Raw genomic sequence first — 14,903 nt, 5'->3', positions numbered from 1 at the left:
TATGAACTGAAAAATAAAAAATTATGGCCAAGTATCTCCTCGCCGATTCCGGCATCAACTGGCTCGCCATCATGGCCCTCCTGACCTTTTTCTTCATTTTCAGCGTCGCATTACTGATGGTTTTCGGGCGCGGACGCGGGTCCTATGCGGAGGTTGAAAAGCAACCATTGATCGACAGCTATCCACTAACTGAGCAAAACAACCCATCGTGAAAGTATTCAGCATCAATTTTCTGCTACAAGCCACGCCAGCACCGGAAACCGTCGTTGGCGGACCGTTGGGCGGAATGTCAGTCCTCGAACAACTGCTGTTCACCCTCATCATTCTGGTTGTCCTTGGTGGTGGCCTGGCCATCATCAACCTCAGCTCCACAATGTTGAAGCTGCAGCAGGCAAGGCTGCTCGCATCTACCAATCCCGATTTGATCAAAGAAGTCGGATTGGAAAATTTGACGAAACCTACCTCCTGGTGGGATGAGCTCATGAAAAAGCTCACCGACCGGGTTCCGATCGAAAAGGAGGCCAGTATTGTACTGGACCACGATTACGACGGTGTCCGCGAATTGGACAACAACCTCCCACCATGGTGGAAGGGGCTTTTCTATGCTTCCATCGTTTTTGCGCCCATCTACCTTTATTTCAATCACTTTGCCGACAGTGCTGCCTCCACCCAGGAGCTCTACGCTATGGAAATGGCGGAGGCGGAAGAAGACGTCAAAGCTTTTCTTGCTACCCAGAAAAATGCCATTGACGAATCCAACGTAATACTATTGGCCGATGCAGATGCGCTGAGCAATGGAAACATCATATTCCAAAGCAAATGTGCCGTTTGCCACGGTAAAGAAGGAGAAGGAGGTATTGGGCCTAACCTGACCGACGAGTACTGGATTCACGGTGGGTCCATCATCGATGTTTTCAAAACTATTAAGCATGGTGTTCCCGAAAAAGGCATGATTGCCTGGAAAAACGACCTTCGCGCCCGGGACATGCAGGAAGTAGCCAGTTTCATTCTTGGTCTGGTGGGTACCAACCCTCCTAACCCTAAAGAAGCTCAGGGAGAACTCTATATCATAAGTGTAGAGGAACCGGAAGGTGCTGAAGAGAGCAAATAGAGATCAGGGATCAGGAGTCAGGGGTCAGACCTCGGAATCCTGAGTCCTGAAAACTGAGTCCTGAAAACTAAAAACTAACCAAATGAGTACCGACAGAGACAAGGATGCCTTCAGGGATACCATTGCAACCGTCAATAAAGACGGCGGTCGGGAATGGGTATACCCTAAGAAACCGTCTGGCCGCTACTACAACTGGCGTAGTTACGTAAGCTATGTTTTACTGATCGTATTGTTTGGCTTACCGTGGATCAAAGTTGGCGGAGAACCGTTGGTTTTGTTCAATGTGCTGGAACGCCACTTCATTATCTTTGGTATAACGTTCAGCCCGCAGGACTTCCATCTTTTTGCCATCATGATGATCACAGGGGTCGTATTTATCGCTCTCTTCACGGTGGTTTTCGGTCGGTTATTTTGTGGTTGGGTTTGCCCACAGACCATTTTTATGGAGATGGTCTTCCGCAAGATTGAGTACTGGATTGAAGGGGATGCTAATGCGCAACGAAGGTTGAATAAAGCTCCCTGGAATGCCGATAAAATCAAAAAGAAGGTCATTAAACAAAGCCTGTTTGTACTTATTTCGGTGGTGATCGCTCACACCTTCCTGGCCTACATCATTGGCACCGATGCAGTTCTGGCCACCATTTCGCAGTCTCCAATCGACGCGCCGGGGGGCTTCATTGCCATTGTCATTTTCATTATAGTATTCCACTTTGTGTTTTCCAATATGCGCGAGCAGGTTTGCATCGCTATTTGCCCTTATGGTCGCTTACAGGGCGTACTGCTGGTGGACGACAGTATCTCAGTGATTTACGACTATGAACGTGGAGAGCCTCGCGGGAAAATCCGCAAGGGCCAACCGAAGCGCAGCACTTGTAGTGATTGCGAGAACTGCAAGGATGGCAAAGATTCCTGTTCTGACCAGATATTAAACCGTATGCAAACGGCACTGACGGCGGATGGCCACCTTGCCGCTCAACCTTCCACTGCACCTGCGTCCTCGCCCGCATTAGCCTTCTCCACCAACGAAAAAGAAGTAGAAACGGTCAGTCTGCCAAAACTCGGAGACTGTATAGACTGCACCCTGTGCGTACAAGTTTGTCCTACCGGTATCGACATCCGAAATGGTATACAGATGGAGTGCATTAATTGTACTGCCTGTATCGATGCCTGCGATGAAGTGATGGACAAAATCGATCGTCCCCGGGGTCTTATCCGATACGATAGTGAACGGGGTGTTCGTGAAAAAGTCCGCAAAATCTGGACGCCCCGGGTCTTAGCCTATTCTACTGTCCTACTCGCCTTACTTGCCCTGAATATTGTATTACTGGGCGGTCGTGACGGACTAGACGTTCTTTTACTGCGTACCCCTGGCATGCTGTATCAGGAAAATACGGATGGCTCCATTAACAATCTGTATAACTACCAAATTGTTAACAAGACGGGCAAGGAAATCCCCCTCAGGTTTGAGGTGCCCGGAGGTACCGTCCGCACCATTGGCTCCTCCCCCATTGCAAAGCCCGGAGAGGTTACGGAAGGCGCTCTGTTCATTGACATGGAGGCCAATAATGGCTACCCCGATGAAATAACGGTGGATGTCTGGGGGGAAGACGAAAAGCTAAAAACGATTACCACTACCTTCATTCATCCAAAGAACTAACCATGAAATTTCATTGGGGCCACGGAATCGCGGTGTTTTATTCCTTCTTCGTTCTAACGTTGATCTTTGTGGTGATAAAAAGCCGCACCTTCGACAATAGCCTGGTGACGGAGGAGTACTACGCCCACGACATTAACTACCAACAGGAGTATGACCGTCGACAAAACAGCAGCGACCTGGCCCAGGGCGTACGCCTGGAAAAGACGGCAGACAATTACCGGGTGGTTTTCCCTGAAGCGCTTGCTCCATCAGCCAAAGGCACGCTCTTGTTCTACCGCCCAAGTAGTAAGCTCCACGATCGACTAGTAAAGATCAGGATTGATGAAACCGGGGGGATGAATTTGTCTCTTTCCGGCCTCGAACCTGGCAGGTACCGCGCCATCCTGGAATGGTCAGCAGCGGGTAAGGATTATCTGGACGAGTTCACCCTCACCGTTTAAACCTATCATCATGGAACTCATCGCAGCTTTTACGCTTGGTCTATTCGGCAGCCTGCACTGTGTAGGAATGTGTGGTCCGTTAATGCTGGCTGCGAATTCCACAAGCGGAAGTAGTTGGCGCGCACCATTCACCTACCAGGCGGGCAGGCTCACCACCTACCTGATACTTGGGGGCTTGTTGGGCAGTTTAGGATTAGGGCTCCGGCTTTGGAATGCCCAAAGTGCACTGGCCATTCTTTCTGGCATTCTGCTAATTGTATTCGCCCTTATGCAATGGGATCCTGGAAAAATACTTGCCAGGTGGCCAGCCTACGCAAGTTTTCAATTCTCTTTGCGCAGCAAGATGGCTGCTTTCATCGGCAAACGCGGTCTATCCGCTCAATATGCCCTGGGGGCATGCAACGGATTGGTTCCCTGCGGACTGGTATACCTTGCCGTCATTGGAGCCGCAAATACCGGCAGCCCGATTTCTGGTTCCGCATTCATGCTGGCTTTCGGAATGGGAACCTTACCTCTACTGAGTGCGAGTCTGTATGCAGGTAGAAAGATGTTGACTTTCCGCCCAGACACCCTCAAACGCTGGACACCGGCCATTATGTTGGTCTCCGCCATCCTGCTTATCTGGCGAGGTTGGAACGCACACGTTCCCGGCGCTTTTTTCAATTATCAGGACATGGCCTTTCCGCCACTTTGCCACTAGTGGATTTTTTTCGTATCCTGCACTAAAATTAAACAGCCAACTAATGAATACCCTTACTAAGATTTCCACTCTGATGACCACTGAGCTGGTCCAGATCATGTCTTCTACCCCACTGAAGGAGGCAAAAAAATTATTGGAGGACCACAGTATCCACCACTTACCGGTAGTTGATCCTGTAGGTAACCTCGTCGGTATTCTCAGTCAGTCTGACTTCCTGAAAACACTGGACCACGATGCTTCAGCAACCACCGCCGGAGAATTGATGACCACCCACCTCGCCAAGCTCGAACCAGGCGACGATGTACGCACTGCAGCCAATGTTTTTGCCCTGAACCGGTTTCATGCATTGCCGGTGGTAAAAGGGACCAAATTAGTAGGCATTCTGACCACTTTGGATTTGATCCGGTTCATGGACCAGGAGAAGGTTAAATTGGGAGATTATAAATAAAGGCTGATTGGGTTCACGCTTTATCCATTACGAAATGGTTTGGAAAATTGCATAGCGCTAAGCGCCTGCAAACGCTACTGACCGAAGGTCAACTGTATCCCAAACTTTTACGGTTTTGGTATAATGCAAGCCCCCCACTTATCACCGGTGACCTCATCGGTCTCAACGCCTCCGACCTACCCTATGTAGGCCGGAGGCGTTTTCTTTTGCCGTCGCGCCAAAACATGATAAATATCATCTGAAAACCTGATTTTCGTCAGTCCAAAGCCACTGTTAGTGTCCGAAATTTGTGGTACAACAAAACACAAAGACATGCGCTTCTTCGCCCTTACTTTCGACAAAGTCCTTATTCGTTTCTTCCTGATGATGGCCCTGATTATTGGCGGCATGTTTGCCGGACAGCCTTTAATCGCCGTCCTGGCACTACCTCTTTTTCTCAGCGCCATGCTGGGGGTAAGTTTTTTACCGGAGGAAAAGGAGACGACGATAATGACAATGCAAAAGAAGAAGGCAGTAGAAAAAAAGGCCGCATAGCTTCGGTCATCTAAGGGGTTTACTTACGTGCCTCCGGCTTCTCCGGAGGCACTTTTTATTACTGGTCAACTATCTTTAGGACTTATCACAAGTAGCAAAAGATAATGGACGATAAAAATCAGGTCATGAGTCAGGAAGATTCCCGCAGATTGCGGGCCCTGTTCGAGATGGCTACGGATGGTATTATTACCATTGGCACCGACGGTGTTGTTGAAAACCTCAACCGGGCAGCCTGTGAGTTATTCGGATACAAAGCTGAAGAAGTGATAGGCCAGAAGATTAATATGCTGATGGCAGCGCATGACCGCAAACACCATGATGAGTACCTGGACCGTTATCATACCACCCAGAAACCCCACATCATCGGCATTGGCAGAGAAGTAATGGGCCGCCGTAAAGATGGCAAAGAATTCCCCATACGACTTGCCGTAAGTGAAGTCAAGCTGGAAGACAAAGTTATTTACACGGGTATCCTGCACGATGTCTCTCAATTTCACGAAGCCCAAAGGCGCGTGGAACAGCTCAACGAAGAGCTTGAGAACAAAGTAAGACAACGGACTGCCGCTCTTGAGGAAAGAGAAATTGAACTAAAACATGCGCTTGGAAAAGAACGGGAACTGAACGAGTTAAAAAGTCGGTTCCTGAGCATGGCCAGCCATGAATTTAAAACGCCCTTAAGCACGGTACTTAGTTCCGCCGAACTTATCGAGTTGTATGAGACGGAAGAACAACAACCTAAGAGAGAGCGGCACATCAACAGAATTAAAGATGCGGTTAATCAGCTTACGGAGGTACTTAATGATTTCCTTTCTCTTTCCCAGCTGGAACAAGGTAAAGTAGGTGTCAGAAAACGCCTGGTTGACCTTCGGGCACTCATTTCTACCAGCGTTGAGAGCAGTGAAGGGCAAATGAAAACTGGTCAGCAGGTTATTATTGACCACCCTGAAGAACCACTCAGAATCATTAGTGATCCAAAGCTCCTCCGCCACATTCTGGTTAACCTCATCTCCAACGCAGCGAAATATTCACCCGAAGGAATGGACATTACGATTAAAAGCTGGGTGAGTAAGGATGAATGCAAGATCAGTGTAATTGACCAGGGCATTGGCATCCCGTTAGAAGACCACCCACATTTATTCGACCGTTTTTTCCGGGCCAGAAACGTGGAAAACATTAAGGGAACGGGACTTGGCCTAAACATTGTGTCCCATTACGTAAACATCCTTGACGGGCACATTGACTTTTCCAGCGAAATGGGGAAAGGCTCCGAATTCACCATTGTTTTACCTGCAAACCAACCTAACTAAAATACATGGATAAGCAACGATTGCTCATCATTGAAGACAATGAAGAAGTCAGAGAGAACCTGGCGGAAATTCTTGAACTTTTCGGCTATCACGCTACCACTGCCGAAAACGGACTGGAAGGCGTAAAAGCCTGTATCCAAGATCCACCGGACATGATCTTGTGCGACATCATGATGCCCGAACTGGATGGCTTCGGTGTGCTTAATTTGCTTTCTGAAAACGAAAGGACTGCCGGCATACCCTTTATTTTCATCACGGCAAAGACCGAGACTGAAGACATCAGGCGGGGCATGAACCTCGGTGCTGATGATTATATCACCAAACCCTTTTATAAGGATGAGTTATTGCAGGTCATCCGTACCAGATTAAAAAAAGCAGCCTTACGCAGTGGGGCTGGCTCCTCTACATCCGAAAAACAAGTACACCTCAGTGACCCGGATGGAGGTGCGGCGGCATTGGCTAAAGCCTTTTCAGATTCCGGCAGAGAGCGGACAGTGCCGCATGGCCAGTCCATCGTAAGAGAGGGAGAGTTCCCACACTTCATTTACCGGGTGAACAGCGGCAACGTACACCTGAGCAGGTCCCACGAATACGGCAGGGATTATGTTATTGCGGAATTGGGGCCAGGTGAAATATTCGGCATTCCAACCGTGCTGGAACGGGCTCCGTTCCACTATACCGCGAAGGCCATTACGGAGGTCAGTTGCCAAATGCTTCCCTCCAAAACCCTTATGGACCTGATCAATACCGATCGGTCGGTAACCGAGGCATTGATGCGGCTTCTCGCAGGCAGGTTAGTGGAGCATAGTGAACGCCTGGTCCACCAGGCCTACGACAGTGTCCGGCGCCGTACCGCGCTGGTCGTTTGTGACCTGCACGAGAAGTATGAGAGTAAACCCCTGGAGCTATCGCGAGATGAGTTGGCACAGATGGTGGGTTCGACCAAAGAAAGCGTCATACGTGCTTTGAGCGATTTTAAGCGGGAAGGGCTGTTGACTACCGAAGGAAAGACCATTATGGTTAAGGACGTAGTGGGGCTGCGGGGATTATTGGTGTAAGGAATGTCCGAATATTTTCGGTGGCGCTGGTGCTCATTATGCGGGGCCGCAGGTGCAATGAAGAGGTAAGAGAAGCAATGTACCCTTCCACCCTTCTTTGCACCTGCGTCCGCGCCAGATTATTCTGGTATGCACCAGTACACTATAGCTTGAAAGGCCGTGTAATCAAGTAAAAAGTCCGTACTATGCATTAAACCATCCGCGATATTACCCGTCAAGCTATCATGATGTCAAGATACTACTTCCTATTTTCCACACTCGCCATTCTTTTTACCCTTCCGTCAATCGCTCAGGAGCTGCCTGAGTCCTGGTCCATTTCGCCTGACGGGCGAATGCTAATGGCCGGTGGTGAGAATGAAACAGGATTCTACAGCCAGAACGAAGTACATGAGGTCAAGCTTCAATTTAACCAGCAGAACTATTGGACGCTGCTTGAAAACAACTACGAATCGGGTACCGACCTGCTGGCAACCTGCTGGATAGACGGCGTCAGGTACGACAGCGTGGGCGTACGCTTTAAAGGCCAAACGTCCTACCGGCGGAACAACTCCGAAAAGAAGTCATTCAACATCACCCTTGATTACCTCATTGACGGCCAGGACGTTGATGGTTACAACACCTTCAACCTGAACTGTGGCTGGGAGGACAATACTTCCATGAAGGAAGTGCTCTACAATAACATCGGGCACAACTATTACATGAGTTTGAAAGCGAATTACGTCGGTCTGGAGATCAATGGCGTGAACTGGGGCCCGTATCAAAGTATCCAGCAATTCGACTCGGATTACATCAAAGAGTGGTACCTGAGCAATGATGGCACCATCTGGCGCGCAGAAAGAATTGGCCAGGGTGGCCCCGGAAGTGGGAGGTTTGGCGTCGGGAGATCGTCCCTGAACTATAATGGCCCGGACAGCTCTGACTACAACCAGGATTATATCCTCAAACGAACAGAACAAGCCGATCCCTGGGCCAGCTTAATTGAAGCGTGTGATGTACTCAATAACGAGCCTTTGGTGACTTTAGAGCAGGAGCTTGCTAAGGTGATGGACATTGACAAAACCTGTTGGTTTTTAGCCCACGAAATCGTTTTTGGTGATGACGACAGTTACATCAACAAAGGCGGTAGCGACTATTTTGTGTACTACGAAGCAGAGACCGGCAGGATTGTACCCATGGAATATGATGGTAATAGTGTGTTGGGGACCAGGGCCATAAGTTGGAACCTCTTCTACCATGAGAACGATCCAAATTTCTCATTGCTGAACCGGATGTTGGCCGTGCCTTCCATTCGTCAGCGCTACCTGGCGCACGTCAGGGTTATCCTCAACGATTATTTCACGCCGGGCTATATAGATCCCAAGATTGACGCATGGACAGACTTGATCGACAACATGGTGGACGAAGACCCCAAAAAATTCTATACCTACGCTCAATTCCGGGCAGCGATTGGAGGGCTGAAGCAAGCGGTAATAACCCGAAGAAGCGCGATCATGAACGCTCCGGAACTGCGTAATATGGGTTCGCTGACGGTGGAGAACGTATCCTATGCTGTAGAGGGTATCCAGTGGCAAACTCCGACGACAACCAATGAAGTAGACGTGGTGGCTCACGTCGACGGGGCGGTTAACATTGCATCGGTTTGGCTCCACTACGGCGTGGGGCTAACCGGGCCGTTCGATAAAACAGAGATGTTCGATGACGGCCAGCACAATGACGGGGCTGCAGCTGACGGACAATATGGCGGAACCATTCCTCCGCTGACCTCCGGCACCTACGGACGATACTACATTGAAGCAATTACGGCTAATGCTGCCGCGACCGTAACCTACGAACCCAAAGGTGCCGAACACGATGTATTCCTCTACCGGGTCGACAACGCCAGCGCCCTGGCGGGCGATCTGGTGATCAATGAATTCATGGCCTCCAACGATACTACACAGGCGGACCAGGACGGTGAATTTGACGACTGGATCGAGCTGTACAACAACACCGGCGAAAGCATTTCCCTGAATGGTTTCCACCTCACCGACGATGCCGACGACCTGACTAAGTGGACCTTCCCCGACGGCAGTGCCATTGGCGGTAATGGTTTCCTCATCATTTGGGCTGATGGCGACCTGGACCAGGCCGGATTGCACGCTGATTTCAGGCTGGCTGCCGGCGGAGAAACCCTCCTGCTGGTTGATGCCAATGGGGCCATCGTTGACAGCATCACCTACGTAGACCAGGAGGACGATATCTCCCACGGCCGTTTCCCTAATGGCACGGGTGAATTCCAAAACATGTCACCTACCTTCAACGGGGAGAATACCGAAGGCATCACCGATCCGGATGACCCGACGCTGCCGACTAGTCCGCTGGCCGGCGATCTCGTCGTCAACGAATTCATGGCCTCCAACGAAGTTACGCAGGCAGATCAGGACGGAGAGTTTGACGACTGGATCGAACTGTACAATAACACGACTGACGCCCTTTCCCTAGATGGCTTCCATCTCTCGGACGACCCAGGTAATGCGACGAAGTGGGCCTTCCCTACCGGCACTTCCATTGCCGGCAACGACTACCTCATCATTTGGGCCGACGAAGACGGGGATCAGGACGGGCTGCACGCCAACTTCAGGCTGGCTGCAGGAGGTGAAACACTATTGTTGGTTGACGCAGACACGGCCCTGGTGGACAGTGTCACCTATGCCGATCAGCTAGCTGACGTTTCCCACGGCCGTTTCCCGAACGGAACGGGGGAGTTTCAGGATATGATGCCTACGTTCAATGCCATGAATAGCACCACTGGCACGCGGGTTACTCCGCTGACCGGGGCAGAGCTGACCTTGTTTCCTAATCCGGTTCGGGGTCTATTAAACGTTCGTCTGGAGCAGGCTTACGATGGTGATCTTCAATTTCGGTTGATGACCGCGGATGGACGGTCGGTGCGGGAGGCGATCCTAGTCAGGAATGGTACTACGTTGGAGATTAATGCTGGTGGGCTTCCGGAAGGGCTTTACCTCCTTTCCGTTGCTGACGGACAGCGGATGGATTCTTACAAGGTGGTGGTCCGGCGGTGAAAAGAATAACTGTAAGCGCACCTCATAGTTTCAGGAAGCTAGTGAAGTTAACAATCTCCACTAAGTATTGTCATATACGTGTACTTGTCCTCGGAAGTCCCTAAACGATCATCGTTTAATGTTGGCCATTTACAATCCTTCTCTTACAGCTTTCCTCCAAAAGTAAACACCAAAGACAAAAGTTACAGCTGCGAACATAATACCGTACTCACCATGCCAATGGTCTGCTCCATCAACACTTGTGGTTAACGGAGGAAATATTTTTTGAATATACACATTACTTACTGCATGAAAAACCACTGCGGGCCACAGGCTCCTGGCCTTAAAGGCGTAATATGCCATGATAAATGACATGGATATTATCACTACAAAAAAGGTAGCGAACTCTAAGGCGATATTATCCCCATAATAAACAATTAACGGCCAATGCCACGCAGCCCAAACTACTCCACTAAAAGCAGCAGTTCCCGTAAAGGGCAACACCTCCCTTAATTTATGAATGAAAAATCCTCGCCAGCCAATTTCTTCCCCCAAGGTTGTTGCCATAGCACGTATTACCCCAACCGTCCCCAATAGAAATACACCTATAATCACTGCAGGAACGGGGTCTAAAGTTCCAATTCCGACTAATCCAATTTCATTGGCCCAGACCAACACTTTTTCACCATCAACTAAATCGCCATAGCCTGCTATCCATATTAAAAAATAAGTAACAAAAACATATAGCACCGGAATAGCGTAAGATAACCTAATATACTTCCAATCACCCCACCCCCAGTCAATTGAAGAAATAGATTTACCCCTGATTTTCAACGTGATAATCGCTGCCACAGCCGGGCACCACATAAGACCACCAATGTATAATCTGGAAGGGTATAGTTTCACAATTGCATAATGAACCAATGCGCTTATTATCGAAACGATGATCAGAAATATAGTTATCGTTCCCCACGCTTTTTTTCGTTCAAATGACGATAGTTGCATTTTAGTCTTTTACGGCGAGTAAATATTGATAGATGAAGGAAGCAAAATTAAGATGTGTCCCACCAACTTCCTAATGTTTGCAAGGTATCTATAAAACGCACAGTTGTGTGCCAACAGCTCTACTGGGACATAGACCTGGCTATAGAAAAGGCCGACGGGCAGCAAATCTTTCACACTTACTTACCGCCTGTTCTCATTCCCCCTGCTCTCCGAAAACTTCCCTGTGCACCTGCGGCCGCGCCAAAAAAGCCGCTCCGAATAAATGCAAAACCAACCAGGCTCCCTATCTTCGCCCATTCCGAATGAAAACCCACTTCCAGCTCGACAACCTGCCCCGTTTTCGCCGCGCCGTCATCACGATTGGCAGCTTCGATGGCGTACACCGCGGGCACCAGCAATTGCTGGCACGAATCCGCCGCCTGGCGGAACGACGGGGAGGTGAAAGCATAGTGATCACCTTTGATCCGCACCCGCGGACGGTGTTGCAACCAGACGATGACAGCCTCCGGCTACTCACCACTACTCAGGAAAAGGCAGTACAATGCGCCGCAGCCGGTATTAACCACCTGGTCATCGTGCCTTTTACCAGGGCCTTCAGCGAACAAACGCCAGATGAGTACATCCGTAATTTCCTGGTTAAATACTTTCAGCCAGAACGCATTGTCATCGGTTACGACCACCGGTACGGCAAAGACAGAATGGGCGATTTGACCCTGCTAAGCCACCACGGGAAAGAACTGGGCTATGAAGTAATTGAAATCGATGCGCAGGAAGTAAACGACATTACGGTCAGCTCCACCAAAATCAGAAATGCGCTGCTCGAAGGAAAAATCAGGCAGGCAAATACGTTACTGGGCCGACCTTTTGAGCTAAGTGGAGAAGTAATTGAAGGTCAGAAGATTGGTCGTACCATAGGGTACCCCACCGCTAATTTGCGGCCTTACCATCGACTCAAGCTGATTCCCGCCAACGGCATTTACGCCGTACGGGCCGTGTGGCAGCACCGGGAATACGACGGAATGCTCTACATCGGCGATCGCCCCATCCTCAATGATGGACGCGGTGTAACCATTGAACTGAACCTGTTCGACTTCAACGAAGACCTCTACGGAGAAGCCATTACCGTTTCCTTTGTTGATCACCTTCGTGATGACCTCGAACTCGATGGCCTCGAAGCCTTAAAGGCTCAACTCGCTGCCGACGAGATAGCCGCCTGCGCAGTGCTCGGTAAAAAAACGGACCTGGTTCCCCTTCAAATGGATGCCTCAGGGCCCGATACCGCGGTAGTCATTCTGAATTACAACGGTCGGAGTTTTCTCGAGCAATACCTCCCCTTGGTGGTGAAAAATCTGCCACCTTACGCCCGGGTCATCGTTGCTGACAATCTAAGTACGGACGACTCCGTAGCATGGATGCGCAGTAACTACCAGGACGTGGAACTTATCTGCCTGCAAGAAAACTACGGTTTTGCCAATGGCTATAATATGGCCATGATGCAGGTAAAAGCCGAGGTCTACGTCTTACTCAATAGTGATGTTCGGGTTACGCGGGGCTGGTTAGAGGCCATTATCCCGATGTTTGAGGACCCGACGGTTGGGGCTGTTCAGCCCAAAATTCTTTCTGAAGCCAATCCCGATAATTTCGAATATGCTGGCGCAGCTGGTGGGTACCTTGATTACCTGGGCTACCCCTTTTGTCGTGGGCGTCTCTTTACCCATACCGAACGGGACGAAGGCCAGTACGACGGCCGCGCTGAAATATTTTGGGCCACGGGCGCTGCTTTCTTCTGCCGCGCAGACTTGTTCCACGCACTCGGCGGCTTCGAGCCGGAATATTTCGCCCATGCCGAGGAAATTGACCTGTGCTGGCGGATGAAACGCGCAGGATACAAGATAATGGTAGAGCCAAGGTCGGTGGTTTACCACGTTGGCGGTGGCACCCTCAACTATAATACGCCACGCAAGACCTACCTGAATTTCCGAAACACGCTGACTACGGTTTATAAGAATGAGCCCACTACCCGTTTGTTGTGGTGGCTGCCCGTTCGACTCTCGTTGGATGGTGTTGCCGCACTCTTGTTTCTTTCACAGGGGAATTTTGCACACATCACCTCTATCTTCAGGGCGCACCTTGATTTTTATAGGAATTTTAGCCGCTGGCTAAATCGTCGCAGGGAGCGTAGGCAACAGATCAAGGCTGCCAGCATTGGTCCGGACCGGACCGAGATTGGCCGGGTAGCCGACAGCATCATCCTTCATTATTACCTGCTGGGTCACCGGCGGTTTACGGATGTCTACCGCAAGCAAATCATGGTGGGAGCGCCAAGAGCGAAGGCCCTGCCTGTTCCGGAAGACCGTGGAGAATAATTTGGTGATTGCTGATTTACCCTGTCGTCGCCCCAAGGGCCCAGGCGGGCTTATTTACCCGTAGCCATGCCGCGCAGCGCTACCCCCGTTAAAGCTTTCACCCGGTTGCCTGCACTCATGCCAGCATAGTTGGGTGCATCAAAAAACCAGCGGCGCAGTGCATAGGCTGAGTAAAGCCGGAAATAAGAGTAGCCTCCACCATATTCTGCAGCGGCCCAAAGACCTACTGCTGTCTCGTACCTGTTACATTGCAGAGGGTACGCTCCCTGGTCGCAAAAACGGGTAGCCTGGTTGTCTCTCATGTTTGGTCGGATACTCATAGAAAAGGGACTAAGAGAGGTTTTACCAAAGTAATGCAACCACTCCCGCCACGGAATATCACTGTCTACAGCTTCCGGCCTGGCAGCAGCCCGATAGGCGATGTAAAGTCCCGTAGCAACGGCAGAAGGATCCAGCTGACAACGGCTGGTAGAGCTGAAGGCTGCACAGGGTAAGCGTGACTCCTCAAAGTACAGTTCGTGACTGAGATAGGCTGCCCAGTCATTGAAGTTGGATGCCGCGTAGTTAATTCCGTAAGCGCTGTCATAAAGAGACAATGCATAGAGTGCCGCAGCATTATCCGCAGGGCGATAGAAATCTTCGTCGGGCCGGCTGGGAAGATGTTTATAGCGGCCACGTTCCAGTCTTTTACCCAGGTGATCCCCCACATTCTTAAAAGAGCGCTCAAAAGAGAGCTCCCCGGTAGCCAGTTGATAATGGCCAAGCGTGGCACCTGCGTGTGCTAAAAAATAGACCTCCCGGTCCCAATTGGTGTTCCGCCGCCACTGGCGCAGGTTATTACGATTAGCCACCCATTCGGCCAATAGGTGGAGGGTAGAATCTATGTCTGATTGCCGTTCAGGAGCAATCTCTCTGGCCCGGTAAAGTGCCTGACTCCCGGTGCTGGCCAGAAACAGACGCGCCTCCGGATTCGTAAGATCAGATGCCAGCCACAGGTCAGGTCGGTTAAGTTCCGAGAGGAGTACGTCCAGATCAAATAGAGTCTGACGATGGTTTCTGATGTCCAGCTGAATGGCAAGCGTAAAACCGATCACCACCAGAAAAGTAAAAAACGGAAGGAAAGCCCAGGCACGCTGTCCCTTTTGCCACAACCACCAGGTGGGTATTAAAAAAATAAGACCAAGAAGCAGCGCAGGAACCATATTGATGGGTTGAACAGTGATTGGTGGATCACCC

13 protein-coding genes are annotated in these 14,903 nt (G+C 50.2%); 11 read left to right on the top strand and 2 right to left on the bottom strand.

Features of this window, described 5'->3' with window-relative positions; translation table 11 throughout:
- The first annotated feature begins 23 nt into the window (after nt 1–23).
- The 10 genes from B036_RS0117970 (at nt 24) to B036_RS29915 (ending at nt 10,317) form a co-directional block, all read left to right on the top strand.
- A complete protein-coding gene (locus B036_RS0117970; protein ID WP_020570122.1) occupies nt 24–212 on the top strand; it encodes a hypothetical protein in 189 nt (62 codons plus the stop codon).
- The gene (locus B036_RS29925; RefSeq protein ID WP_020570121.1) at nt 209–1,111 is read left to right on the top strand and encodes a cbb3-type cytochrome c oxidase N-terminal domain-containing protein; all 903 of its coding nucleotides are present in this window, start codon (nt 209–211) and stop codon (nt 1,109–1,111) included. Before B036_RS0117970 ends, B036_RS29925 begins: the two co-directional genes overlap by 4 nt.
- Nucleotides 1,112–1,193: 82 nt before the next feature.
- Entirely contained in the window at nt 1,194–2,768 is a 1,575-nt protein-coding gene (locus B036_RS0117960; protein ID WP_020570120.1) for a 4Fe-4S dicluster domain-containing protein, read from the top strand.
- Between the two features lie 2 nt (nt 2,769–2,770).
- Nucleotides 2,771–3,208, top strand: a complete 438-nt coding sequence (locus B036_RS29920; RefSeq protein ID WP_020570119.1) for a FixH family protein — start codon at nt 2,771–2,773, stop codon at nt 3,206–3,208.
- A 10-nt stretch (nt 3,209–3,218) separates the two neighbouring features.
- A complete protein-coding gene (locus tag B036_RS0117950; protein WP_020570118.1) occupies nt 3,219–3,908 on the top strand; it encodes a sulfite exporter TauE/SafE family protein in 690 nt (229 codons plus the stop codon).
- A 43-nt stretch (nt 3,909–3,951) separates the two neighbouring features.
- A complete protein-coding gene (locus tag B036_RS0117945) occupies nt 3,952–4,356 on the top strand; it encodes a CBS domain-containing protein (RefSeq protein WP_020570117.1) in 405 nt (134 codons plus the stop codon).
- A gap of 312 nt (nt 4,357–4,668) precedes the next feature.
- Nucleotides 4,669–4,890: a hypothetical protein gene (locus tag B036_RS0117940; RefSeq protein WP_020570116.1), complete on the top strand. Its 222-nt coding sequence runs from the start codon at nt 4,669–4,671 to the stop codon at nt 4,888–4,890.
- Between the two features lie 104 nt (nt 4,891–4,994).
- A complete protein-coding gene (locus tag B036_RS0117935; RefSeq protein WP_020570115.1) occupies nt 4,995–6,197 on the top strand; it encodes a PAS domain-containing sensor histidine kinase in 1,203 nt (400 codons plus the stop codon).
- Nucleotides 6,198–6,202: 5 nt separating this feature from the next.
- Nucleotides 6,203–7,255: a response regulator gene (locus tag B036_RS0117930; protein ID WP_020570114.1), complete on the top strand. Its 1,053-nt coding sequence runs from the start codon at nt 6,203–6,205 to the stop codon at nt 7,253–7,255.
- A 224-nt stretch (nt 7,256–7,479) separates the two neighbouring features.
- On the top strand, nt 7,480–10,317 hold the full coding sequence (locus tag B036_RS29915) for a CotH kinase family protein (RefSeq protein ID WP_245557485.1): 2,838 nt from the start codon (nt 7,480–7,482) through the stop codon (nt 10,315–10,317).
- A gap of 129 nt (nt 10,318–10,446) precedes the next feature.
- Here B036_RS29915 and B036_RS0117920 read toward each other — a convergent pair whose 3' ends face one another.
- The gene (locus B036_RS0117920) at nt 10,447–11,301 is read right to left on the bottom strand and encodes a CPBP family intramembrane glutamic endopeptidase (protein WP_020570112.1); all 855 of its coding nucleotides are present in this window, start codon (nt 11,299–11,301) and stop codon (nt 10,447–10,449) included.
- Nucleotides 11,302–11,603: 302 nt separating this feature from the next.
- Here B036_RS0117920 and B036_RS34160 point away from each other — a divergent pair, with 302 nt between their 5' ends.
- On the top strand, nt 11,604–13,667 hold the full coding sequence (locus B036_RS34160) for a bifunctional riboflavin kinase/FAD synthetase (RefSeq protein ID WP_020570111.1): 2,064 nt from the start codon (nt 11,604–11,606) through the stop codon (nt 13,665–13,667).
- 50 nt (nt 13,668–13,717) lie between these two features.
- Here B036_RS34160 and B036_RS0117910 read toward each other — a convergent pair whose 3' ends face one another.
- Nucleotides 13,718–14,869: a hypothetical protein gene (locus B036_RS0117910; protein WP_026232092.1), complete on the bottom strand. Its 1,152-nt coding sequence runs from the start codon at nt 14,867–14,869 to the stop codon at nt 13,718–13,720.
- Nucleotides 14,870–14,903: the final 34 nt, after the last annotated feature.

The sequence above is a fragment of the Neolewinella persica DSM 23188 genome (assembly GCF_000373105.1).
Lineage (GTDB): Bacteria > Bacteroidota > Bacteroidia > Chitinophagales > Saprospiraceae > Neolewinella > Neolewinella persica.
The sequence above is the reverse complement of the archived record's forward strand: the minus strand, read 5'-3'. Positions and strand labels throughout refer to the sequence as shown.